Genomic DNA, 19,682 nt, shown 5'->3' with positions numbered 1-19,682 from the left:
TGCATTGCGCAACTCATGCTGTTCACTTCGTTCACTGCATTCGAACAAGCGCAATGAGTCAGTTCNGCGCTCCGGGCAACCTGCGGTGCTCGCGCCATGGGCTGCATTGCGCAACTCATGCTGTTCACTTCGTTCACTGCATTCGAACAAGCGCAATGAGTCAGATGACAAAGCGCGAGGTTCCCCGCGCAGCCCATGGCGCTGCGCTCCTCGGCAGGGGCACAGGGGATTTTTCGATCCGGGCCATCGCTTCGCTCGGCCTGGGAATCGGGCCATCGCTGCGCTCGGCCCGTCGGCCTGGAGCCGCATCTCGGTAGCTGAGCGCGCCACATTTCAGAACCCCATCTTCTTCTTGAGGTCCTGGTCGATCCACATGCGCGCGTAGATCGGCCCCGGCCGCGCAGCGCCCGCGAACAGCTCGCCGTCATAGTTCTTCACCCAGGGCCACCAGGCCGCGTAGTAGTACGGCGTGGGCATGAAGATGTAGGGCGCACCGGCCAGGATGTCGCGCGTGGCCTGCTTGACCTTGGCCTGGCGCGCGGGCTCGTCGCGCTCGGCGTAGATGGCCTCCATCTGGGCGTCGAACTTGGGGTCGGCCCATTGCGCGGCGTTCCAGGTCTGGCCGGTCAGGAAGTTCTTGCGCAGCGAGGTCGTGGGGTTGGTGAAGCCGTTGCTCATGTAGTAGCCCGGCGCATTGGTCTTGGACGTCATGGCCGACAGGAAGGGCGCGTACTCCATCGACTGGATCTCCATGCGCACACCCACCTTCTGCAGGTAGCCGGCCAGCATCTGCAGCAGCTCCATGCTGTTGGGTTCGCAGGCGCAGACCTGCACCTTGAAACTGAAGCCCTTGGCATGGCCGGCCTCGGCCAGCAGCTGCTTGGCGCCCTCGACGTCGTAGGTGAACAGCTGCTGGACCTCCGGCGGCATGGCCGACAGCGGCTCGTAGTAGCCCTCGAAGGCCGGGCTCATCGGGAAGCTGAACAGCTCGGCGTTGCCGCCGTAGAACTGTTTCACCACCTCCTGCTTGTTGACCGCCATGTTCAGCGCACGCCGCACGCGGATGTCGTCGAAGGGCTTCTGGTCCACGCGCATGGCCAGGTAGTTGGCGCTGGTGGCCAGGAAGCGCTTCCACTTGAGTGCCGGTGCGTTCTTCTTGAGTTCGTCCACCGAGGTCCAGCGGATGGTCTCCAGGATGTCGAGCCGCGCCGTGCGCAGCGCCGTCAGCTGGGACGATTCGTCCTTGATCGTGCGGTAGGTGACGCTGTCGACGAAGGGCAGCTGGTAGGCCTGGCCGCCGATGGTTTCCTTGTCCCAGTAGCCGGGGTTCTTGACGTAGGTGTTGGAGTTGCCCGCCACGAAGTTGCTGAGCAGGAAGGGGCCGGTGCCGTTGGCCTTGCGCCAGTCGCCGGCGCCGGCTTCCACCACCTCGCGCGGCACCACGCTGGAGTAGTAGCCCCAGCCCCAGCGGTAGTCCCACTCGGCGTTGAAGCTCTTGAAGCGGAACACCACGGTGTGCTTGTCGGTCGCCTCCACCTTGTCGATGTGGTCGAAGTAGGTCGGGATCCTCTTGGGGCTCTTGTCCTGGCGGTTGTAGGAATACACCACGTCGTCGGCCACGAGCTCGCGCTCGGCCATCACGCCCTCCTTGGCCGGGAACTTGATGCCCTTGCGCAGCTTGACGGTGAGCGTGAGCGGGTCGGTCCAGGTCCAGCTCTCGGCGAGCTCACCGCGCATGGCCTCGGTCGGCACCCAGGCATCGGCCGCGAAGGCCTGCTTGCCGCCGTTGCGCTGGGCCTTGGACAGGTCGGCCGCGAACAGCTGTTCGTACATCTGGCCAGCGTCGTGGTTGAACTTCCAGTTCCAGTCGGCACCGTCCCACGACAGCGCGGTGCGCGTGACGTAGACCGTGCCCACGTTGAGCGTGCCGCCGTACTGCGGTTTGGCGGGGGCCTGGGCGAATGCCGCGCCGGCGGCCAACCACGCCAGGCCGGCGATGGTGCGCAATGGGGTCATGCTGTCTCCTTCTCGTGGCGGGTCGTGCGCCCTGCAATGGCGCCGTGCTGCGTCAGAAACCCATTTTCTTCTTGAGCTCCTGGTCGACCCAGATGCGCGCATGGATCGGGCCCGGCCGCTCCGCGCCCGCGCGCAGCTCGCCGTTGTAGTTCTTGACCCAGGGCCACCAGGCCGTGTAGCGGTAGGGCGTGGGCAGCCAGATGTGCGGCGCCTTGTCGAGGATCTCGCGCGTCATGCCGCGCAGAAGCTGCTGGCGCTTGGCCTCGTCGGGCTCGGCCAGCATGGCGTCGACCTGCTTGTCGAAGGCCGGGTCGCTGTACTGCGAAGGGTTCCAGGTCTGGCCCGTGACGAAGGTCTTGCGCAGCGCGGTGGTCGGGTTGGTGGCCGCCAGGTTCACGAAGTAGCCCGGCGCGTTGGTCTTGGTGGTCATGGCCGACAGGTAGGCCGGGTACTCCATGACCTGGATCTCCATCTTGACGTTGACCTTGGCCAGCTGGGCAGAGATCAGGGAGAGCAGGTCGTTGTCCAGGCTGCCGGAATGCGTCTGCACCTTGAACGTGAAGCCCTTGGCCAGGCCGGCCTCTGCCAGCAGCTTCTTGGCCTGCTCGGGGTCGTACTTGAACAGCGCCTGGATGCTGGCCGGCATGGACGACACGGGCTCGTGGTACGCGCCGTACGAGGGATGCATCGGGTACGACATCAACTCGGCATTGCCGCCGTAGAACGACTTCATGATCTGGTCGCGGTCGACCGCCATGTTCAGCGCGCGCCGCACGCGGATGTCGTCGAAGGGCTTGGTGTCCACACGCAGCGCCAGCACGGGCCCGTTGACGGCCAGGTAGCGGCTCCACTGCAGCTGCGGCGCGCTCTTCTTGAGCTCGTCCACCGCCGTCCAGCCCACCACCTCCAGCAGGTCCAGGCGGCCCGTGCGCAGCGCCGTGAGGTAGGTCGACTCGTCCTTGATCTGCCGGTAGTTGATGGTGTCGACGAAGGGCAGCTTGTACTTCTGGCCGGCGATGGTCTCGCTGTCCCAGTAGTTCGCGTTCTTCGTGAAGGTGACGGTGTTGCCCTGCACGTAGTTGCTGATGCCGAAGGGGCCGGTGCCGTTGGCCTTGCGCCAGTCCTTGGCGCCGGCCTCCACGACCTCCTTGGGCACGATGGCCGAGTAGTAGCCCCAGCCGAAGCGGTAGTCCCACTCGGCGTGGAAGGCCTTGAACGTGAACACCACGGTGCTGGCGTCCGTGGCCTCCACCTTCTCGACGTGGTCGTAGTAGTTGGGGATCTTCTTGGCGCTCTGCTCGTAGCGGTTGTAGCTGTAGACCACGTCCTGCGCCGTGAGCTCGCGCGCGGCCATGACCCCTTCCTTGGCAGGGAACATCACGCCCTTGCGCAGCTTGACCTCCACGCGGCGCGGGTTGTCCAGCATCTTCCAGCTTTCGGCCAGCTCGCCGCGGATGGCATCGCTGGGCAGGAAGGCGTCGATCGTGAAGTCGTAGGGGCCGCCATTGCGCTTGGCCTTGGAGAGGTCGGCCGCGAACAGGGACTCGTAGGCCAGGCCCATGTCGTGGTTGAACTTCCAGGTCCAGTCGGCGCTGTCGAAGGACAGCGGCGGCACCGTGAGGAAGATGGTGCCGATGTTGACGGTGCCGCCGTACTGGGGCTTGGCAGGGGCCTGGGCGAAGGCCGACGCGGCGGCCAGCGCGGCCACGAGGACGCTGGCGAACTTGCGGGATGAAGTCATGCGGTGTCTCCTTTTCTTTTTTGGAATGGCGCTCGCTCAGCGCGTGCCGCGCATGCGCGGGTCGAGCAGGTCGCGCAAGGCGTCGCCGAACACGTTGGTGGCGTAGACCACGGCCGTCAGGCACAGGCCCGGCGCCAGCGCGAGCCAGGGCCCTTCGAACATGAAGGTGCGGCCGCTGCCCGACAGCATGGAGCCCCAGGTCGGCGCCGGCGGCGGCACGCCCAGGCCCAGAAAGGACAGGCCCGACTCGGCCAGGATGGCCGTGCCCACGCGCGTGGTGAACAGCACGATGATGGGCGGCATCACGTTGGGCAGCACGTGGCGCCACAGGATGCGCGGTGTCGAGGCACCGAGCGACTGCGCGGCGTGCACATAGGTGTTCTCGCGCACCGAGATCACGGCCGAACGCACGATGCGCGAGCCGGCGATGCCCAGCAGCACGCCCAGCGTGACGATGATCTGCGGCATGCCCGGGCCCAGCACCGAGACCACCACGATCAGCACCACGAGGTCGGGAAAGCTCATCCAGGCGTCGACGAAGCGCTGCATGAACAGGTCGATCTTGCCACCGAAGTAGCCGCTCACGATGCCCAGCACGGCCGAGATCACGGTGGCCAGCAGAGCCGCCGCACAGCCGATGATCACCGACAGCTGCGCGCCGTAGATGCAGCGCGACAGCAGGTCGCGGCCCAGGTTGTCGGTGCCGAACCAGTGGGCAGCGCTCGGCGGCTTGAGGCGTTCGGCCGGCGCGATGTCGTTGAAGCCGAAGGGTGCGATGAAGTCCGCGAACACGCCGCAGAACAGGAAGAACAGCAGCAGCGCGCCGCCGGCTGCGCCGAGCGGCTTCTCGCGCACGAGCCGGCGCAGGAAGGCGAAGACACCGCCGGTGACCGGCACCGGAGACGCGGTGGGGAGGGTGGTGGCAGCCGTCATTCAGCGTGTCCTCACTTTGGGATCGAGCAGGCCATAGCTCAGGTCGACCAACAGGTTGATGAACAACACCGCCACGCCGACGATCAGGAACACGCCGGTGACGATGGGGTAGTCGCGCTGGCTCACGGCTTCGAGCAGCAGCATGCCCATGCCGGGGATCACGAAGATCTGCTCGATGATCACGGCCCCGCCCAGCAGCAGCGGGGCCTGCAGGCCGATCAGGGTGACCACCGGGATCAGCGCGTTGCGCAGCGCATGGCGCAGCACGATCACGCGCTCGCTGAGGCCCTTGGCCTGCGCGGTGCGGATGTAGTCCTGGCGCAGCACCTCCAGCATCATGGTGCGTGTCATGCGCATGGTGATGGCCGACAGCGAGGTCCCGAGCACGATGCCCGGCACCACCATCTGCTGCAGGTTCTGCCAGGGGTTGGCGAAGAAACCCACGTAGTCGATGGGTGGCGACCAGCCCCACCAGATCGAGGGGAACACCACCACCATGGTGCCGAGCCAGAAGCTGGGCACGGCCAGCAACAGGATGGAGAAGGAGCGCGCGACGTAGTCGCCCGCCGTGTCCTGGCGCATGGCCGAGTAGATGCCGATGGGCAGTGCCATCGTGAGCGAGACCACCAGCGCGATGAGGCCGAGTTCCATGGTCACGGGCAGGCGGTGGCCGATCTGCTCGGCCACGGAGGTGCCCTGCCAGAGCGAGGTGCCCAGGTCGCCATGGAACACGATGGCGCGCACCCAGAGCAGGTACTGCTGCCACATCGGCTTGTCCAGGCCCAGTGCGGCGATGAGCTGCTCACGGCTCTTGGGCTCGGCCGAGATGTCGTTGTTGCTGAGCATGAGGTCGACCACATCGCCGGGGATGAGCCGGATCGAGATGAACACGATCAGGCTGGCGATGACCAGGGTCGGCAACAGCGCGAGCAGGCGGCGGGCGACGTAGGCGTGCATGGCTCAGCCCCGCCCACCACCCGCACTGGCGGCCAGGGAACATCGTTGGCGAAGCGTCAGGGGTGATCGCATGTGTCTCCTTGATGTCGGTGCGCCCGCTGCTGGCAGCGCTGTGCCGCGGGGCGTTTTGGTCAGCGCAGTCTAGTGATTCGGTCCGAAATTGGAACGTGGGGTATGCCCCACCCGTGGATGTCTCTCACATTACAAGACCCACTTGGTGATGGGTTTAGAAAATGAGGTTTCATCGGAACGACCACACACAGGAGCAAGCGATGTCACTTTTCGCACTCGACGGCAAGGTCGCCGTCATCACCGGCTCGTCGCGCGGCATCGGCCGCGCCATCGCCGAGCGCATGGCCGAGCAAGGCGCGCGCGTGGTCATCTCCTCGCGCAAGGCCGGGCCCTGCGACGAGGTGGCGGCTGCGATCAACGCGCGCCATGGTGCGGGCCGTGCGATCGCGGTGCCGGCCAACATCTCGTCCAAAGACGAGCTCAAGCACCTGGTGGATGAGACCCGTCTGCAGATGGGCGCCATCGACATCCTGGTCTGCAACGCCGCGTCCAACCCCTACTACGGGCCCATGGCCGGCATCGCGGACGAGCAGTTCCGCAAGGTGCTGGAGAACAACGTGATCGCCAACCACTGGCTGATCGGCTTCGTCGCGCCGCAGATGGTCGAGCGCAGGGACGGTGCCATCGTCATCGTCTCGTCCATCGGCGGCCTGCGCGGCTCGCCCGTGATCGGGGCCTACAACATCTCCAAGGCAGCCGACTTCCAGCTGGCGCGCAACCTCGCGGTGGAGTACGGCCCGCACAACGTGCGCGTGAACTGCATCGCACCCGGCCTGATCCGCACCGACTTCGCACGCGCGCTCTGGGAGAACCCGGACACGCTGGCCAAGGCCACGGCCAACGCGCCGCTGCGGCGCATCGGCGAGCCCGACGAGATCGCCGGGGCGGCGGTGTTCCTGGCGTCGAAGGCCGGTTCGTTCATGACCGGCCAGGCCATCGTGGTCGACGGCGGCGTGACCATCTGAGGCCACCATGCACAGCGAAGAAGCACTCGCCACCTTCCGCGCCGAGACGCGCGCGTGGCTCGAAGCCAACTGCCCGCCCGAGATGCGCCAGCCCGTGGCGAGCGAGGACGACATCTGCTGGGGTGGCCGCAACGCGCGCTTCAGCAGCGAGGCCCAGCGCCTGTGGCTGCAGCGCATGGCCGCGCGCGGCTGGACCGTGCCGGCCTGGCCGCGCGACTACGGCGGTGGCGGCCTCTCGCCCGAGCAGGCCAAGGTGCTGGCGCAGGAGATGCGCGCGCTGGGCTGCCGGCCGCCGCTCTCGAGCTTCGGCATCTGGATGCTGGGCCCGGCGCTGCTCAAGTTCGGCACCGAGGCGCAGAAGCTCGAACACCTGCCGCCGATCGCGCGCGGCGAGATCCGCTGGTGCCAGGGCTATTCCGAGCCCGGCGCGGGCTCGGACCTGGCTTCGCTGCAGACGCGCGCCGAAGACCGGGGCGACCACTTCGTCGTCAACGGCCAGAAGATCTGGACCTCGTATGCCGACAAGGCCGACTGGATCTTCTGCCTGGTGCGCACCGACCCGAAAGCCAGCAAGCACACCGGCATCAGCTTCGTGCTGTTCGACATGGCCAGCCCCGGCGTCTCGACCCGGCCCATCCTGCTGATCTCGGGCAAGTCGCCGTTCTGCGAGACCTTCTTCGACAACGTGCGCGTGGACAAGCGCAACCTGGTCGGCCAGGCCGGCGCGGGCTGGACAGTCGCCAAGTACCTGCTCACGCACGAGCGCGAGATGATCAGCGCGATCGGCGACCGCGCCGCACCCACGCCGCTGGGCCGCACGGCGCTGGAGCAGGTGGGCGCGGACGCGCAGGGCCGCCTGGCCGACCCGCTGCTGCGCGCGCAGATCGCCGAGTTCGAGGTCGACGAGGCCGCCTTCCGCGCGCTGCTGGCACGCTTTGGCGAGGTGGCGCGCGCGGGCCAGGCGCATCCGGCCTTCTCCTCGGTGCTCAAGTACTACGGCGCCGAGCTCAACAAGCGCCGCCACGAACTGCTGATGGCCGCTGGCGGCAGCGATGTGCTGGAGTGGGAGAGTGCGCGCTCGCAGCAGGGCCACGCCGCGCGCGCCTGGCTGCGCACCAAGGGCAATTCCATCGAGGGCGGCACCAGCGAGGTGCAGCTCAACGTGGTCGCCAAACGCATCCTCGAACTGCCCGGAGCCTGACCCCATGTCCTACCTCCCCACACAGGAACAGACCATGCTGCGCGACAGCGCGCGGGCCTTCCTGTCCGAACAGGCGCCCGTGGCGCAGCTGCGCAGCCTGCGCGCGCAGGCCACGGGCGATGGCTTCGACCGCGCGCTGTGGCAACGCTTCACCGGCCTGGGCTTCACGGGCATGCTGGTGCCGGAAGCGCATGGCGGCCTGGGCCTGGGCCATGCCGACGCCGGCCTGCTGCTGCAGGAGATCGGCCGGCACCTGAGCGTGCTGCCCTTCTCGGCCTCCGCCGTGGTGGCGGCAAGTGCGATCCGCGCCGCGGGCAGCGCGGCCCAATGCGCAGCGCTGCTGCCGGCGATTGCGAGCGGCGAGCGCATCGCTGCGCTGGCTGTGGACGAACGCAGCAAGCACGATCCGCAGCAGATCGCGCTGAGCGCGCGGCGCGACGGCGACGGCTGGGTGTTGAACGGCCGCAAGACCTTCGTCGAGTTCGGCCATGCAGCCGACCTGCTGGTCGTGGTGGCCCGTACGGGCAGCGCGCCCGGCGATATCGGCCTGTTCGTGCTGCCGCAAGGCACGCCCGGTCTGCAGACCGAGCGCGTGGCCATGGTCGATGCGCAGGCCTCGGCCCGGCTGGTGCTGCAGGACGTGCGCCTGGGCGCCGATGCCCTGCTCGGCGCGCCCGACCAGGGCGGCGCCGCGCTGCAGGCCGCGCTGGACGCGGGCCGTGCCGCGGCCGCGGCCGAACTGCTGGGCATTGCCGACGAGGTGTTCGCGCGGACGCTGGCCTACCTCAAGGAGCGCCGCCAGTTCGACCGCGTGATCGGCGAGTTCCAGGCGCTGCAGCACCGTGCCGCGGTGCTCATGGTGGACATCGAACTGGCGCGCGCCGCCGTCGGCCAGGCGCTGCAGGCGCTGGACGCCAATCCCGCCCAGGCCAGCGCGGCCGTGTCGGTCGCCAAGTCACGCGCCGGCCGCAGCGCCCTGCTGGCGGTGCAGGAAGGCGTGCAGATGCACGGCGGCATGGGCATGACCGACGAATTCGAGATGGGGTTCTTCATGAAGCGCGTGCGCGTGCTGCAGGAGCGCTACGGCGACGCGGGCTTTCACGCCGACCGGCTGGCCACGGCGGGCGGCTACTGAGACGTCAGGCCGTCAGTGTCAACAGGATGGCGGCGTACCAGGCGGCGTTCAAGCCGAGCGACTCGTCCTGAACCAGGTCCCGCGTGCCCATGTCGATGCGCGAGGAGTGCACGCCCAGCAGCTTCCACGGCAGCGCCGCACCGGCCGTGGCATCGCGCATGACGACCGGCGCACCGCTGGTGCCACGGTGCGTGCGCGCATCCGTCAGGAAGAAGCCCTGCCCCTGGAAGCGGATGCCGAAGGCGGAAGCGATCACGGCATGGCGCACCACGGGCAGGTGGTACATCGTGTCGTGAAAGCCCAGCGGGAAGCCGACCACCAGCAGCCCCGTGCCGACCTCCACCTGGCTCAACTCCACCTGCAGGTGGGCGGGGGTGAAGCAGCGAAACTCCGCCGCCGCAGGCACGGCGGCACGGTCGATCTCGACGACGGCAACGTCGATCTCGCCGCCCGAGTCCGTGCCCTGGCGCCACTGGCTCTTGCCGTCCTTGAACAACCAGACCGACAGCATGGCCGAGCGCGTGAGGTCCACGGCATCGACGTGCAGCTCGATCTCGATGCGGTTGGGATGGTGCTTGCTGGGCGCGTTCTGCAACACATGCCGGCTCGTCACGAAGAACAGCCGCGCCGCGCGCTCGAAGAAAAAGCCGCTGGCCCCGGTCAGCAGTCGGTCGCCATCGTAGGTGGTGACCCGGGCGGTGGTCAGGAGAAGAGGTTCCGTCATTGCATGCGCTCCAGGATTGCAGTGCGCTCAGATGGAAATGACGGCCAGGGCACCAGGAAGGTCGTGGTGCGAGTCTGACAGGTCTGTGGCGAAGCCCCAGATGGCGCAGCGGACACCTGCGCCCGACCAGCGATGGGCACTGGGCCACCCATCGGGCATGGCCTCAAGCACTGCAAGGGTGTTGGTAGGGCCCCCGAGAGTCGAACTCGGCACCAACGGATTATGAGTCCGCTGCTCTAACCAACATGAGCTAGGGCCCCGCGCCGTACCGGTCGCGACCGGTGGCGGGCGGCGCCGATTGTAGGGGTCCGGTGAAGGCCTACCGCGGCCGGCTCAGCGCGTTGCTGACCAGCTTGGAGGTGATGTCCACGATCTGGATCATGCGGTCGTAGGGCATGCGCGTGGGGCCGATCACGCCCAGCGTGCCGACGATCTGGCCGTCGACCTCGTAGGGCGCGCTGACCACGGACAGCTCCTCGAACGGAACGACCTGGCTCTCGCCGCCGATGTAGATGCGCACGCCCTCGGCGCGGCTGGACACGTCAAGCAGGCGCAGCAACTGCGTCTTCTGCTCGAACAGGTCGAAGGCACGGCGCAGGTGCCGCATGTCGCTGGAGAAATCGCTGACGGCCAACAGGTTGCGCTCGCCCGAGATCACGACCTCGTCCTGCGCGTCCGAGGCATCGGTGCTCAGGTTGACGGCGGCCTGCATCAGCGTGGCGATCTCGCCGCGCAGGGTCTCGACCTCGCTGGCCAATTTGTCGCGCACCTGCTCGAAGGCCATGCCCACATAGTTGGCGTTCAGGTAGTTGGCCGCCTCGACCAGCTGCGACTGGGTGTAGTCGGCCTCGGTGAACAGCACGCGGTTCTGCACGTCGCCGTCGGGCGAGACGATGATGACCAGCACGCGCCGCTCGGACAGGCGCAGGAACTCGATGTGGTGGAACACCGAGGCCCGGCGCGGCGCCAGCACGACGCCGACGAACTGCGACAGGCTGGACAAGAGGTTGGCCGCGTTGGCGATGACCTTCTGCGGCTGCTCGGCCGCCAGACGCGGCGCCGGCAGTTGGTCACGCTGGGCCGTCAGCATGGTGTCGACGAACAGACGGTAGCCGCGGGCCGTGGGGATGCGCCCGGCCGAGGTATGGGGACTGGCGATCAGGCCCAGTTCCTCGAGGTCGGACATCACGTTGCGAATGGTGGCCGGCGAGAGCTCCAGGCCCGAGGCCTTGGACAATGTCCGCGAGCCCACGGGCTGGCCATCGGCGATGTAGCGCTCGACCAGCGCTTTCATCAACAACTTGGCTCTGTCATCCAGCATTGGCACATTTTAGTGATGTAATTTGCCAATGAAATCCACGTTCCGCCGGGTCGCGCTGTTCGGCAAGTACCAGCCTTCGGCCTTCGGCGGTTCGTCCTCGACGCCGTCACCGGCCATGCGCGAGATCGCGCAGTTCCTGGTCAGCCAGGGCTGCACGCTGGTGGTGGACCGGCAGACCCAGGCCAATGCCGGTCTGCACGAGTTCGAGGCCCAGGACATCGAGGCCATCGGCGAGCAGTGCGACCTGGCCCTGGTGGTCGGCGGCGACGGCACCATGCTGGGCATCGGCCGGCAGCTGGCGCCCTACGGCGTGCCGCTGATCGGCATCAACCAGGGCCGGCTGGGCTTCATCACCGACATTCCGCTGGAGGGCTACCAGACCACGCTGGCCCCCATGCTGGCCGGCGCCTACGAAGAAGACCATCGCAGCCTCATGCATGCGCGCGTGATGCGCGCAGGCGAGTGCGTGTTCGACGCACGCGCCATGAACGACGTGGTGATCAACCGCGGCCCGACCTCGGGCATGGTGGAGCTGCGCATCGAGATCGACGGGCATTTCATGTCCAACCAGCGCTGCGACGGGCTGATCGTCGCCACGCCCACCGGATCGACGGCCTATGCGCTGTCGGCCGGCGGGCCGCTCATGCACCCGTCGATCCCGGGCTGGGTGCTGGTGCCGATCGCGCCGCATTCGCTGTCGAACCGGCCGCTGGTGCTGGCCGACCCGGCCGAGGTGGCCGTCGAGCTGGTGTCCGAACGCGACGCCAGCGCCAATTTCGACATGCAATCGCTGGCCTCGCTGCAGCAGGGCGACCGCATCACGGTACGGCGCTCGCAGCACCGTGTGCGCTTCCTGCATCCCAAGGGCTGGCACTATTTCGACACGCTGCGGGCCAAACTGCACTGGAACGGAGGCGGCTGAAGATGCTCAGGCGCATGCAACTGCGCGATTTCGTGATCGTGCGCGAACTCGAACTCGACCTGTCCGGCGGCTTCACGGTGTTGACCGGCGAGACCGGCGCAGGCAAGTCCATCCTGATCGATGCGCTGCAGCTGGCCCTGGGCAGCCGGGCCGACGCAGGTGTGGTGCGCGAAGGCGCGACGCGCAGCGAGGTCAGCGCCGAGTTCGATGCCACACCGGCCGTGTTGGACTGGCTGCAGCAGGCCGGCTTCGACGCGCCGGACGCATTGCTGCTGCGCCGCAGTGTGGACAGCCAGGGCAAGAGCCGCGCCTGGATCAACGGCAGCGCGGCCACGGCCACGCAGCTGCGCGAACTGGGCGAACTGCTGCTGGACATCCATGGCCAGCACGCCTGGCAGAGCCTGACCCGCCCCGCGAGCGTGCGCGGCCTGCTGGACGGCTACGCCGCGCTGGACCTGGCGCCGCTGGAACGCCTGTGGGCCGGGTGGCGCACGGCCGCGCGCGGCCTGGCCGATGCGCGCCAGGCCCGGGACTCGCTGCAGCGCGAACGCGAGCGCCTGGCCTGGCAGATCGCCGAGGTCGACAAGCTCGCTCCCGGCGATGACGAGTGGGAGCCGCTGAACGCCGACCACGGCCGCCTGTCCCATGCCCAGGCCTTGATCGATGCGTTGCAGACGGCCATCGCCGCGCTCGACGACGACGACCAGGGCGCGCTGCGCGGCCTCACCCGCGCCCATGCCGCGCTGGCCGAGCAGCAGCACGTGGCCCCCGAATACGCCGAGATGGCCGAGGTGCTGGCCAACAGCCTCGCCCAGGCCGAGGACGCACTGCATTCGCTGCACGCCAGCCAGCGCCGTACCGAACTGGACCCCGAGCGCCTGGCGGCGCTGGACGAGCGACTGGCCCAGTGGATGGGCCTGGCCCGGCGCTACAAGCGCCAGCCCGCCGAACTGCCGGCCCTGTGGACCGGCTGGAAAGAGGAACTCGCCAAGCTCGACGCGGCCACTGACCTGGCCGCGCTGGAACGCAACGAGCGCCAGGCCTTCGCGGCCTTCGAGGCCGAGGCCAAGCGCATCGCCAAGGCCCGCGCCCAGGCCGCGCCCAAGCTGGCCAAGGCCATCACGGCCGCCATGCAGAGCCTGGGCATGCAGGGCGGCCGCTTCGCCGTGGCGCTGGAGCCGCTGGCCGAGCCGGCGGCCCATGGTCTGGACGAGGTGCAGTTCCTCGTGGCCGGCCATGCGGGCAGCACGCCGCGCCCGGTGGGCAAGGTGGCATCCGGTGGCGAGCTCTCGCGCATCGCGCTGGCCATCGCCGTGACCACCAGCGCGCTGGGCGGCGCGCCCACGCTGATCTTCGACGAGGTCGATTCTGGCGTGGGCGGTGCCGTGGCCGAAACCGTGGGCCGGCTCATGAAGCAGTTGGGCACCGACCGCCAGGTGCTGGCCGTGACCCACCTACCGCAGGTGGCCGCCTGTGCCGACCACCATCTGGTCGTCGCCAAGCAGCGCGAAGGCGCGGCGACGCTCAGCCATGTCGGCGAGGTGCAGGGCGAGCAGCGCGTGGCCGAGGTGGCCCGCATGCTCGGGGGCGAGCGGCTGTCGGGCACCACGCTGGCCCATGCGCGCGAGATGCTGGGGGTGGGGTCGTGAGCACGGAGCCCGGCAACCTGGACATCGTGCTGATCACCGGCATGTCCGGTTCGGGCAAGTCGGTGGCGTTGCACGCGCTGGAAGATGCAGGCTACTACTGTGTCGACAACCTGCCGCCCGAATTGCTGCTGAACCTCGCGGAGCTGGAGCAAAAGCACGGCAGCCGGCGCGTGGCGATTGCCATGGACGTGCGCAGCGCCACCTCTCTCCCCCTCGTGCCGGCACAGCTCGCGGCCCTGCGCAGCCAGGGCGTGACGGTCAAGTCGCTGTTCCTGGATGCCGGCACCGACACGCTCGTGCGGCGCTATTCCGAGACGCGGCGCCGCCATCCGCTGTCGCGGCGCGACCTGCTGGACCAGCAGAACGCACTCTACGAGGCCATCGAGCTCGAGCGCGAGTTGCTGGCCGACCTGCGCGAGCAGGCGCATGTGATCGACACGAGCATCATCCGCGCCTCGCAGCTGCAGGGCTACGTCAAGTCGCTGATCGCCGCGCCCAACAGCCAGCTCACGCTGGTGTTCGAGTCCTTCGCGTTCAAGCGCGGCATCCCGCTCGATGCGGACTACGTGTTCGACGTGCGCATGCTCCCCAACCCGCACTACGACCCGGACCTGCGGCCCCTGACCGGCATGGACGCGCCGGTGGCCGACTTCCTCAGCCAGAGCGCCGAGGTCGGCCAGATGTTCGCGCACATCGAGCGCTTCCTCACGCACTGGATGGAGCCGCTCGCGCGCGACCACCGCAGCTACGTCACGGTGGGCATCGGCTGCACGGGCGGCCAGCACCGCTCGGTCTACCTGGTCGAGCAACTGGCCAAGAGCTTCAGCCGCAACTGGGTCACGCTCAAGCGCCACCGGGAGATGGACGCCCACGCCAGCAGCGTCATGGGGCCGGCGCCAGACCCGAAATGGGGCTCAACAGTTTTTTGACCGGGGCCGGCAGGCCGATGCCGGCCAGCTCCTCGGGCAGCAGCCACTGACCTTCGCGCGGCAGGTCGCCCTGCGACAGCTGCACGTAGACGGGGTGCAGCAGCAGGTCCTTGTGCGTCAGCACATGCGTGAAAGGCGGCAGCGGCTGGACCTGCGCGCGCGCGCCGGCCGGCAGGGCGGCCAGCAGCGCATCCTCGTCCTCGAACACGGGCAGGCAGTGCAGGCCCGACCAGATGCCCGTGGACGGGCGCCGCGCGATGAAGATGCGGCCATCAGAGTCCTCGGCCCACAGCAGCCACCAGTCGGCGCGGCTGCGCTTGAGCTTGCGCGTCTTGACCGGGTAGTCCTGCATGCGGCCTTCATGCCGGGCCACGCAGCGCGACTGCAGCGGGCACAACAGGCAGGAGGGGCTGCGCGCCGTGCAGACCGTGGCCCCCAGGTCCATCAGGCCCTGGGTGTAGCGTGGCATGGCCTGGCCCAGGTCGGTCTGCGGCAGCAGCTCGGTCGCCAGCGCCCAGAGCGCGCGCTCGTGGCGGGCCTCGGCCAGGTCTTCGCCATAGCCCAGCAGCCGTGTGAGCACCCGCTTGACGTTGCCGTCCAGGATGGCCACACGCTCGGCGAAGCAGAAGGACGCGACCGCCGAAGCCGTGGAACGACCGATGCCGGGCAGCGTCTGCAAGGCCTCGGCCGTGCGTGGGAACTGCCCGCCGTGCAAGGCCACCACCTGGCGCGCGCAGGCGTGCAGGTTGCGTGCGCGGCTGTAGTAGCCCAAGCCCGCCCAGTGCGCGAAGACATCGTCCTCGCTGGCGGCGGCCAAGGCCTGCACGTCGGGAAAGCGCGCGAGGAAACGCGCGTAGTAGCCCAGCACGGCAGCGACCTGGGTCTGCTGCAGCATGATCTCGGACAGCCAGACCCGGTACGGATCGCGCGTGTTCTGCCAGGGCAGCGCATGGCGGCCATGGGTGGCCTGCCACTGCACGACCTGCTGCGCCGCCCAACCGGGCTCGCGCGGATCCGGTCCGCTCATGCCTTCTGACACTGGGGGCAGAAGAAGGTCGAGCGCTGGCCCTGGCGCAGCGCGCGGATCGGCGTGCCGCAGACGCGGCACGGCAGGCCTTCTCGGTCGTAAACCATGGTTTCCAACTGGAAGTGTCCCTGCTCGCCGTAGGCATTGGAGAAGTCGCGCAGGCTGCTGCCGCCGCGCTGCACGGCGCGCGCCAGCACTTCGCGCACGGCCGCATGCAGCTTGCGCGCGCGCAGCGGCCCGATGCGCCGCGCCCGCGTGGTCGGGCGGATGCCGGCCAGGAACAAGGCCTCGGACGCATAGATGTTGCCCACGCCGACCACGAGTTCGCCGGCCAGCAACACCTGCTTGATGGGCGCCGCGCGCAGGCGCAGGCCGGCGTGGAAGACAGCGGCGTCGAAGCCTTCGTCCAGTGGCTCCACGCCCAGGCGGCCGAGCAGCTTCACCGCCTCGGGCGCGTCCTGGCTGTCGGCATGCACGACGGCGCCGAAGCGGCGCGGATCGTGCAGGCGCAACAGGCCCAGCGAGGTTTCCAGGTCGAAGTGGTCGTGCGGGCCTGCGGGCTGCATCTGCAGGTCGAAGCGCAGGCTGCCCGACATGCCCAGGTGCAGCAGCAAGAGGCCGCGGTCCAGGTCCAGCAGCAGGTACTTGCCGCGCCGGCGCACGGCCTGCACGCGGCGGCCGACCAGGGCCTCGGGTGCGACACCCAGGGCCCAGCGCAGCGGCTTGCCCAGGCGCACACCGGTCACGGTCGCGCCGGCGATGCGCTCGGCAAAACTGCGGCGCGTGACTTCGACTTCTGGCAGTTCAGGCATGGTCCGTGGGGCTTGGCGGGCTGCATTATGATGGGCCGATGAAGCGTCTCCTGCGACCGGCCGCCCGTGGTCTTGTCTCGCTGACATTGCTGCTGGGCCTGCTGCCGGCGCATGCGCAAGCACCTTCCGCCACCGACGGCGAAGCACCACCCTCCACCCCATCCGCATTGACCGCGGAACTGTTCTACGAGCTACTGCTGGGCGAGATGAACGCCTCCGGCGGCGAGCGTGCGACCGGCTACGCGCTGATCCTCGATGCGGCCATCAAGGCCAAGGACCCGCAGCTGTTCCAGCGCGCGGTCGAGTTGGCGCTGCAGTCGCGTTCGCCCGACGCCGCGCTGCGTGCAGCGCGTGCCTGGCGCGACACCCTGCCGCAGTCGCGCGAGGCCAACCGGTTCCTGCTGCAGATCCTGGTCGCGGCCAACCGGGTGCTGGAATCCGTCGAACCGCTGCGCAGCGAGATCGCGAGCAGCCCACCAATGGAGCGCAATGCCGCCATCCTGGCCGTGCCACGCGTGTACGGCCGCGTGCCCGACAAGAAGCTCGCGCTGCAGGCCGTCGAGCAGTCGCTGCAGGGCTACCTGCAGGACCAGACCACGGGTGCATCGGCCTGGGCCACCCTGGGCCGCATGCGCCTGCTGGCAGGCGACGCGCCCGGTGCGCTGGAAGCCGCCCGCAGCGGGCAGGAGATCGAGCCCGGCGCGCAGGCCCCGGCCATCCTGGCGCTGGAGTTGTTCGGCCGCAGCCAGCCGCAGGCCGAGGAGATCGTCAAGCGCCAGCTGCAGGCCAGCCCCTCGCCCGAGATGCAGCTGGCCTATGCCCGCGGCCTGCTCGACGAGATGCGCTACGCCGAAGCGGCGACGCAGCTGGAGCAGCTGACCACACGCTACCCCGAGTTTCCGGACGGCTGGCTCGTGCTGGGCTCGGTGCAGGTGCAGGACAGCCGCCCCGAGCAGGCCGAGGCGTCGCTCAAGCGCTTTCTCGCGCTCGCACAGCCACTGCCCGAGAGCGAGCAACGCAAGCGCGCCATGAACCAAGCCTACCTGGTGCTGGCGCAGGCCGCCGAGAAGCGCAAGGACTTCGCCGCCGCAGAGGGCTGGCTGGGCCGCATCGACAACGCCGAGGAAATGCTCGCGGCGCAGAACCGCCGCGCCTCGCTGCTCGCGCGCCAGGGCAGGTTCGACGAGGCACGCGCGCTGATCCGCGGCCTGCCCGAACGCAACGAAGCCGAGGCCCGCGCCAAGCTCAACGCCGAGGTGCAGCTGCTGCGCGATGCCAAGCGCTACCAGGAGGCCTACGACCGCCTGCAGCAGGCGCTGGAGCGCGAGCCGAACGACACCGACCTGCTCTACGAGCAGGCCATGGTGGCCGAGAGGCTTTCGCGCCTGGACGAGATGGAGCGCCTGTTGCGTCGGCTGATCGAGCTGCGGCCGGACTACCACCACGCCTACAACGCACTGGGCTATTCGCTGGCCGATCGCAACGTGCGGCTGGACGAGGCCAAGCGCCTGATCCAGAAAGCCCTGGAGATCGTGCCGAACGACCCCTTCATCGCCGACAGCCTGGGCTGGGTGGAGTTCCGCCTGGGCAACCGGGCGGAAGCCGAGAAGATCCTCTTGCAGGCCTTCCAGGCCAAGCCCGATGCCGAGATCGCCGCCCACCTGGGCGAGGTGCTGTGGGCCGGCGGCCAGCGCGATCGCGCCATCGCCATCTGGCGCGAAGGCCTGGGCCTGAACGCCGACAACGAAACCCTGCGCACCACGCTCAAGCGCCTGCGCGTGCCTGGGCTGCAATGAGTGGGATGCTGGCGCGGCGTGCGCTGCTGCTGGCGGCCGCGCTGGGACTGAGCGCCTGCGCCCTGCCGCCCCGTGCGCCCGACACGGCAGGCCAGCCTTACTGGAACGGCAGGCTCGGCCTGCAGGTCGATGGCGACAAGCCCCAGTCTTTCTCGGCCGGCTTCGAGCTGCGCGGCGCGCCGCAGGCCGGCGAGCTTTCGCTGTACTCGCCGCTCGGTGCCACGCTCGCGCAGCTGCGCTGGGCGCCCGGCATGGCCGAGCTCCAGGCCGACGGCCAGCGCCGCCAGTACCCGTCGATCGACGCACTGACCCAGGAGGCCACGGGCACGGCGCTGCCGTTGCCTGCGCTGTTCGCCTGGCTGGACGGCCAGCCGGCCGATGTGCCGGGTTGGCAGGCCGACCTGTCGCGCATCGCCGATGGGCGTCTCATCGCGCGCCGCAGCGCGCCGCTGCCCACGGCCGAACTGCGCATCGTGCTGCAGTTGCCATGAAGGCGCTGTACGAGGTCGCGGCGCCGGCCAAGCTCAACCTGTTCCTGCACATCACGGGCCGGCGCGCGGACGGCTACCACCTGCTGCAGTCGGTCTTCATGCTGATCGACTGGCACGACACGCTGCACTTCGAACTGCGCACCGACGGCCAGCTGAGCCGCGAAGACCTCGGCCCCGCGCTGCCGGCCGACGACCTCACGCTGCGCGCAGCGCGCGCGCTGCAGCAGGCCAGCGGCACGCGGCTCGGCGCACACATCGGCGTGCTCAAGCGGGTGCCCGCGCAGGCCGGCATGGGCGGCGGCTCCTCGGACGCCGCGAGCTGCCTGCTCGCGCTGAACCGGCTGTGGGGGCTGAACTTCAGCCTGCAGCAACTCTCTGCCATCGGCCTGACGCTGGGCGCGGACGTGCCCTTCTTCCTCTATGGCCGCAACGCATGGGTCGAAGGCATCGGCGAATCCATGCAACCCGTGGACATTCCACCGGCGCGCTTCCTGGTGGTCAAACCACCCCAAGGGTTGGAGACTGCAAAAATTTTTGGGTCCTCATCATTGAAGCGTGATTCAGATCGTGCTATAGTCGATGGCTTCGCTGCACAGCCCTTTTACTTCGGTAAAAACGATTTGCAGGACGTCGCTCAAGCTCTGAGTACGGATGTCGCAGATGCCCTCCAGTGGCTCTCGGCACACGGAAAAAATGGCAGAATGACGGGCTCTGGAAGCGCAGTGTTTGCACTCTGGGATGGCGACGCTCAACCGATCGCTCCACAGGGTTGGCAAACACGGATTTGCAGCAACATGGAAGTCCATCCTTTGGCGGGGTGGGCGTCCGGAGACAATTGAACGGTGGACGGCTTTGCCGGACACCTGTGTAGGGGAGTCGCCAAGTTGGTTAAGGCACTGGATTTTGATTCCAGCATGCGAAGGTTCGAATCCTTCTTCCCCTGCCACCTGACAAGTCGGGCCTGAGATACAGGCCCTTTGTTTTTTCTGGC

General features: G+C 68.5%; 17 protein-coding genes and 2 tRNA genes. 10 read left to right on the top strand and 9 right to left on the bottom strand.

What is annotated here, in order from left to right:
- Positions 1 to 333: 333 nt before the first annotated feature.
- From ASF45_RS30200 to ASF45_RS30185, 4 genes are read right to left on the bottom strand one after another with little or no spacing between them, the layout of a single operon-like run.
- Positions 334 to 2,016 (bottom strand): ABC transporter substrate-binding protein, encoded by a 1,683-nt coding sequence (locus tag ASF45_RS30200; RefSeq protein ID WP_056672437.1) that lies wholly within the window; start codon positions 2,014 to 2,016, stop codon positions 334 to 336.
- A gap of 52 nt (positions 2,017 to 2,068) precedes the next feature.
- Positions 2,069 to 3,757: an ABC transporter substrate-binding protein gene (locus tag ASF45_RS30195; RefSeq protein WP_056672435.1), complete on the bottom strand. Its 1,689-nt coding sequence runs from the start codon at positions 3,755 to 3,757 to the stop codon at positions 2,069 to 2,071.
- 36 nt (positions 3,758 to 3,793) lie between these two features.
- On the bottom strand, positions 3,794 to 4,690 hold the full coding sequence (locus tag ASF45_RS30190) for an ABC transporter permease (protein ID WP_082551360.1): 897 nt from the start codon (positions 4,688 to 4,690) through the stop codon (positions 3,794 to 3,796).
- Positions 4,691 to 5,647 (bottom strand): ABC transporter permease, encoded by a 957-nt coding sequence (locus tag ASF45_RS30185; RefSeq protein ID WP_056672433.1) that lies wholly within the window; start codon positions 5,645 to 5,647, stop codon positions 4,691 to 4,693.
- A gap of 272 nt (positions 5,648 to 5,919) precedes the next feature.
- On the opposite strand from ASF45_RS30185, the gene ASF45_RS30180 reads away from it, so the two are divergent.
- Genes ASF45_RS30180 through ASF45_RS30170 form a run of 3 tightly spaced genes read left to right on the top strand, consistent with a single transcriptional unit; the run spans position 5,920 to position 9,020 of the window.
- Positions 5,920 to 6,684 (top strand): SDR family NAD(P)-dependent oxidoreductase, encoded by a 765-nt coding sequence (locus ASF45_RS30180; RefSeq protein ID WP_056672431.1) that lies wholly within the window; start codon positions 5,920 to 5,922, stop codon positions 6,682 to 6,684.
- Between the two features lie 7 nt (positions 6,685 to 6,691).
- Positions 6,692 to 7,885 (top strand): acyl-CoA dehydrogenase family protein, encoded by a 1,194-nt coding sequence (locus tag ASF45_RS30175; protein ID WP_056672429.1) that lies wholly within the window; start codon positions 6,692 to 6,694, stop codon positions 7,883 to 7,885.
- A gap of 4 nt (positions 7,886 to 7,889) precedes the next feature.
- A complete protein-coding gene (locus ASF45_RS30170) occupies positions 7,890 to 9,020 on the top strand; it encodes an acyl-CoA dehydrogenase family protein (RefSeq protein ID WP_056672427.1) in 1,131 nt (376 codons plus the stop codon).
- A gap of 4 nt (positions 9,021 to 9,024) precedes the next feature.
- Here ASF45_RS30170 and ASF45_RS30165 read toward each other — a convergent pair whose 3' ends face one another.
- From ASF45_RS30165 to hrcA, 3 genes are all read right to left on the bottom strand, one after another.
- Positions 9,025 to 9,744: a trypsin-like peptidase domain-containing protein gene (locus ASF45_RS30165; protein WP_056672425.1), complete on the bottom strand. Its 720-nt coding sequence runs from the start codon at positions 9,742 to 9,744 to the stop codon at positions 9,025 to 9,027.
- A 182-nt stretch (positions 9,745 to 9,926) separates the two neighbouring features.
- Positions 9,927 to 10,004: transfer RNA gene (locus ASF45_RS30160), tRNA-Ile, on the bottom strand.
- 59 nt (positions 10,005 to 10,063) lie between these two features.
- Positions 10,064 to 11,065 carry a heat-inducible transcriptional repressor HrcA gene (gene hrcA / locus ASF45_RS30155; RefSeq protein WP_056672423.1) on the bottom strand — a complete coding sequence of 334 codons (1,002 nt, stop codon included), beginning with the start codon at positions 11,063 to 11,065 and terminating at the stop codon, positions 10,064 to 10,066.
- Positions 11,066 to 11,093: 28 nt separating this feature from the next.
- On the opposite strand from hrcA, the gene ASF45_RS30150 reads away from it, so the two are divergent.
- From ASF45_RS30150 to rapZ, 3 genes are read left to right on the top strand one after another with little or no spacing between them, the layout of a single operon-like run.
- Positions 11,094 to 11,987 (top strand): NAD kinase, encoded by an 894-nt coding sequence (locus tag ASF45_RS30150; RefSeq protein ID WP_056672421.1) that lies wholly within the window; start codon positions 11,094 to 11,096, stop codon positions 11,985 to 11,987.
- A 14-nt stretch (positions 11,988 to 12,001) separates the two neighbouring features.
- Positions 12,002 to 13,636, top strand: coding sequence for a DNA repair protein RecN (gene recN / locus ASF45_RS30145; RefSeq protein WP_235581079.1), 1,635 nt, complete (start codon positions 12,002 to 12,004; stop codon positions 13,634 to 13,636).
- Entirely contained in the window at positions 13,633 to 14,565 is a 933-nt protein-coding gene (rapZ, locus tag ASF45_RS30140) for an RNase adapter RapZ (RefSeq protein WP_255357815.1), read from the top strand. Before recN ends, rapZ begins: the two co-directional genes overlap by 4 nt.
- Here the strand turns inward: rapZ and mutY are convergent.
- Positions 14,519 to 15,592 (bottom strand): A/G-specific adenine glycosylase, encoded by a 1,074-nt coding sequence (gene mutY / locus ASF45_RS30135; protein WP_056672417.1) that lies wholly within the window; start codon positions 15,590 to 15,592, stop codon positions 14,519 to 14,521. The two genes, rapZ and mutY, sit on opposite strands and share 47 nt — an antisense overlap.
- Complete coding sequence (mutM, locus tag ASF45_RS30130; RefSeq protein ID WP_056672415.1) at positions 15,589 to 16,404, bottom strand: bifunctional DNA-formamidopyrimidine glycosylase/DNA-(apurinic or apyrimidinic site) lyase; 816 nt, start codon at positions 16,402 to 16,404, stop codon at positions 15,589 to 15,591. The genes mutY and mutM overlap by 4 nt, the downstream gene beginning before the upstream one ends.
- A 38-nt stretch (positions 16,405 to 16,442) precedes the next feature.
- On the opposite strand from mutM, the gene ASF45_RS30125 reads away from it, so the two are divergent.
- The 4 genes from ASF45_RS30125 (at position 16,443) to ASF45_RS30110 (ending at position 19,637) form a co-directional block, all read left to right on the top strand.
- Positions 16,443 to 18,200, top strand: a complete 1,758-nt coding sequence (locus tag ASF45_RS30125) for a tetratricopeptide repeat protein (protein ID WP_056672413.1) — start codon at positions 16,443 to 16,445, stop codon at positions 18,198 to 18,200.
- The gene (locus ASF45_RS30120) at positions 18,197 to 18,691 is read left to right on the top strand and encodes an outer membrane lipoprotein LolB (protein WP_056672411.1); all 495 of its coding nucleotides are present in this window, start codon (positions 18,197 to 18,199) and stop codon (positions 18,689 to 18,691) included. The genes ASF45_RS30125 and ASF45_RS30120 overlap by 4 nt, the downstream gene beginning before the upstream one ends.
- The gene (gene ispE / locus ASF45_RS30115) at positions 18,688 to 19,530 is read left to right on the top strand and encodes a 4-(cytidine 5'-diphospho)-2-C-methyl-D-erythritol kinase (RefSeq protein ID WP_056672409.1); all 843 of its coding nucleotides are present in this window, start codon (positions 18,688 to 18,690) and stop codon (positions 19,528 to 19,530) included. Before ASF45_RS30120 ends, ispE begins: the two co-directional genes overlap by 4 nt.
- Before the next feature lie 30 nt (positions 19,531 to 19,560).
- Positions 19,561 to 19,637: transfer RNA gene (locus ASF45_RS30110), tRNA-Gln, on the top strand.
- Positions 19,638 to 19,682 lie beyond the last annotated feature (45 nt).

The sequence above is a fragment of the Pseudorhodoferax sp. Leaf265 genome, from assembly GCF_001422365.1.
Lineage (GTDB): Bacteria > Pseudomonadota > Gammaproteobacteria > Burkholderiales > Burkholderiaceae_C > Pseudorhodoferax.
Note: the sequence above shows the minus strand (reverse complement) of the source record. Positions and strands in the feature narration are given on the sequence as shown.

Excerpts from the sequence above, each read along its gene's own strand:
- ASF45_RS30200 (WP_056672437.1), bottom strand. The coding sequence starts at position 2,016 with ATGACCCCATTGCGCACCATCGCCGGCCTGGCGTGGTTGGCCGCCGGC.
- ASF45_RS30195 (WP_056672435.1), bottom strand. The coding sequence starts at position 3,757 with ATGACTTCATCCCGCAAGTTCGCCAGCGTCCTCGTGGCCGCGCTGGCC.
- ASF45_RS30190 (WP_082551360.1), bottom strand. The coding sequence starts at position 4,690 with ATGACGGCTGCCACCACCCTCCCCACCGCGTCTCCGGTGCCGGTCACC.
- ASF45_RS30185 (WP_056672433.1), bottom strand. The coding sequence starts at position 5,647 with ATGCACGCCTACGTCGCCCGCCGCCTGCTCGCGCTGTTGCCGACCCTG.
- ASF45_RS30180 (WP_056672431.1), top strand. The coding sequence starts at position 5,920 with ATGTCACTTTTCGCACTCGACGGCAAGGTCGCCGTCATCACCGGCTCG.
- ASF45_RS30175 (WP_056672429.1), top strand. The coding sequence starts at position 6,692 with ATGCACAGCGAAGAAGCACTCGCCACCTTCCGCGCCGAGACGCGCGCG.
- ASF45_RS30170 (WP_056672427.1), top strand. The coding sequence starts at position 7,890 with ATGTCCTACCTCCCCACACAGGAACAGACCATGCTGCGCGACAGCGCG.
- ASF45_RS30165 (WP_056672425.1), bottom strand. The coding sequence starts at position 9,744 with ATGACGGAACCTCTTCTCCTGACCACCGCCCGGGTCACCACCTACGAT.
- hrcA (WP_056672423.1), bottom strand. The coding sequence starts at position 11,065 with ATGCTGGATGACAGAGCCAAGTTGTTGATGAAAGCGCTGGTCGAGCGC.
- ASF45_RS30150 (WP_056672421.1), top strand. The coding sequence starts at position 11,094 with ATGAAATCCACGTTCCGCCGGGTCGCGCTGTTCGGCAAGTACCAGCCT.
- recN (WP_235581079.1), top strand. The coding sequence starts at position 12,002 with ATGCAACTGCGCGATTTCGTGATCGTGCGCGAACTCGAACTCGACCTG.
- mutY (WP_056672417.1), bottom strand. The coding sequence starts at position 15,592 with ATGAGCGGACCGGATCCGCGCGAGCCCGGTTGGGCGGCGCAGCAGGTC.
- mutM (WP_056672415.1), bottom strand. The coding sequence starts at position 16,404 with ATGCCTGAACTGCCAGAAGTCGAAGTCACGCGCCGCAGTTTTGCCGAG.
- ASF45_RS30125 (WP_056672413.1), top strand. The coding sequence starts at position 16,443 with ATGAAGCGTCTCCTGCGACCGGCCGCCCGTGGTCTTGTCTCGCTGACA.
- ASF45_RS30120 (WP_056672411.1), top strand. The coding sequence starts at position 18,197 with ATGAGTGGGATGCTGGCGCGGCGTGCGCTGCTGCTGGCGGCCGCGCTG.
- ispE (WP_056672409.1), top strand. The coding sequence starts at position 18,688 with ATGAAGGCGCTGTACGAGGTCGCGGCGCCGGCCAAGCTCAACCTGTTC.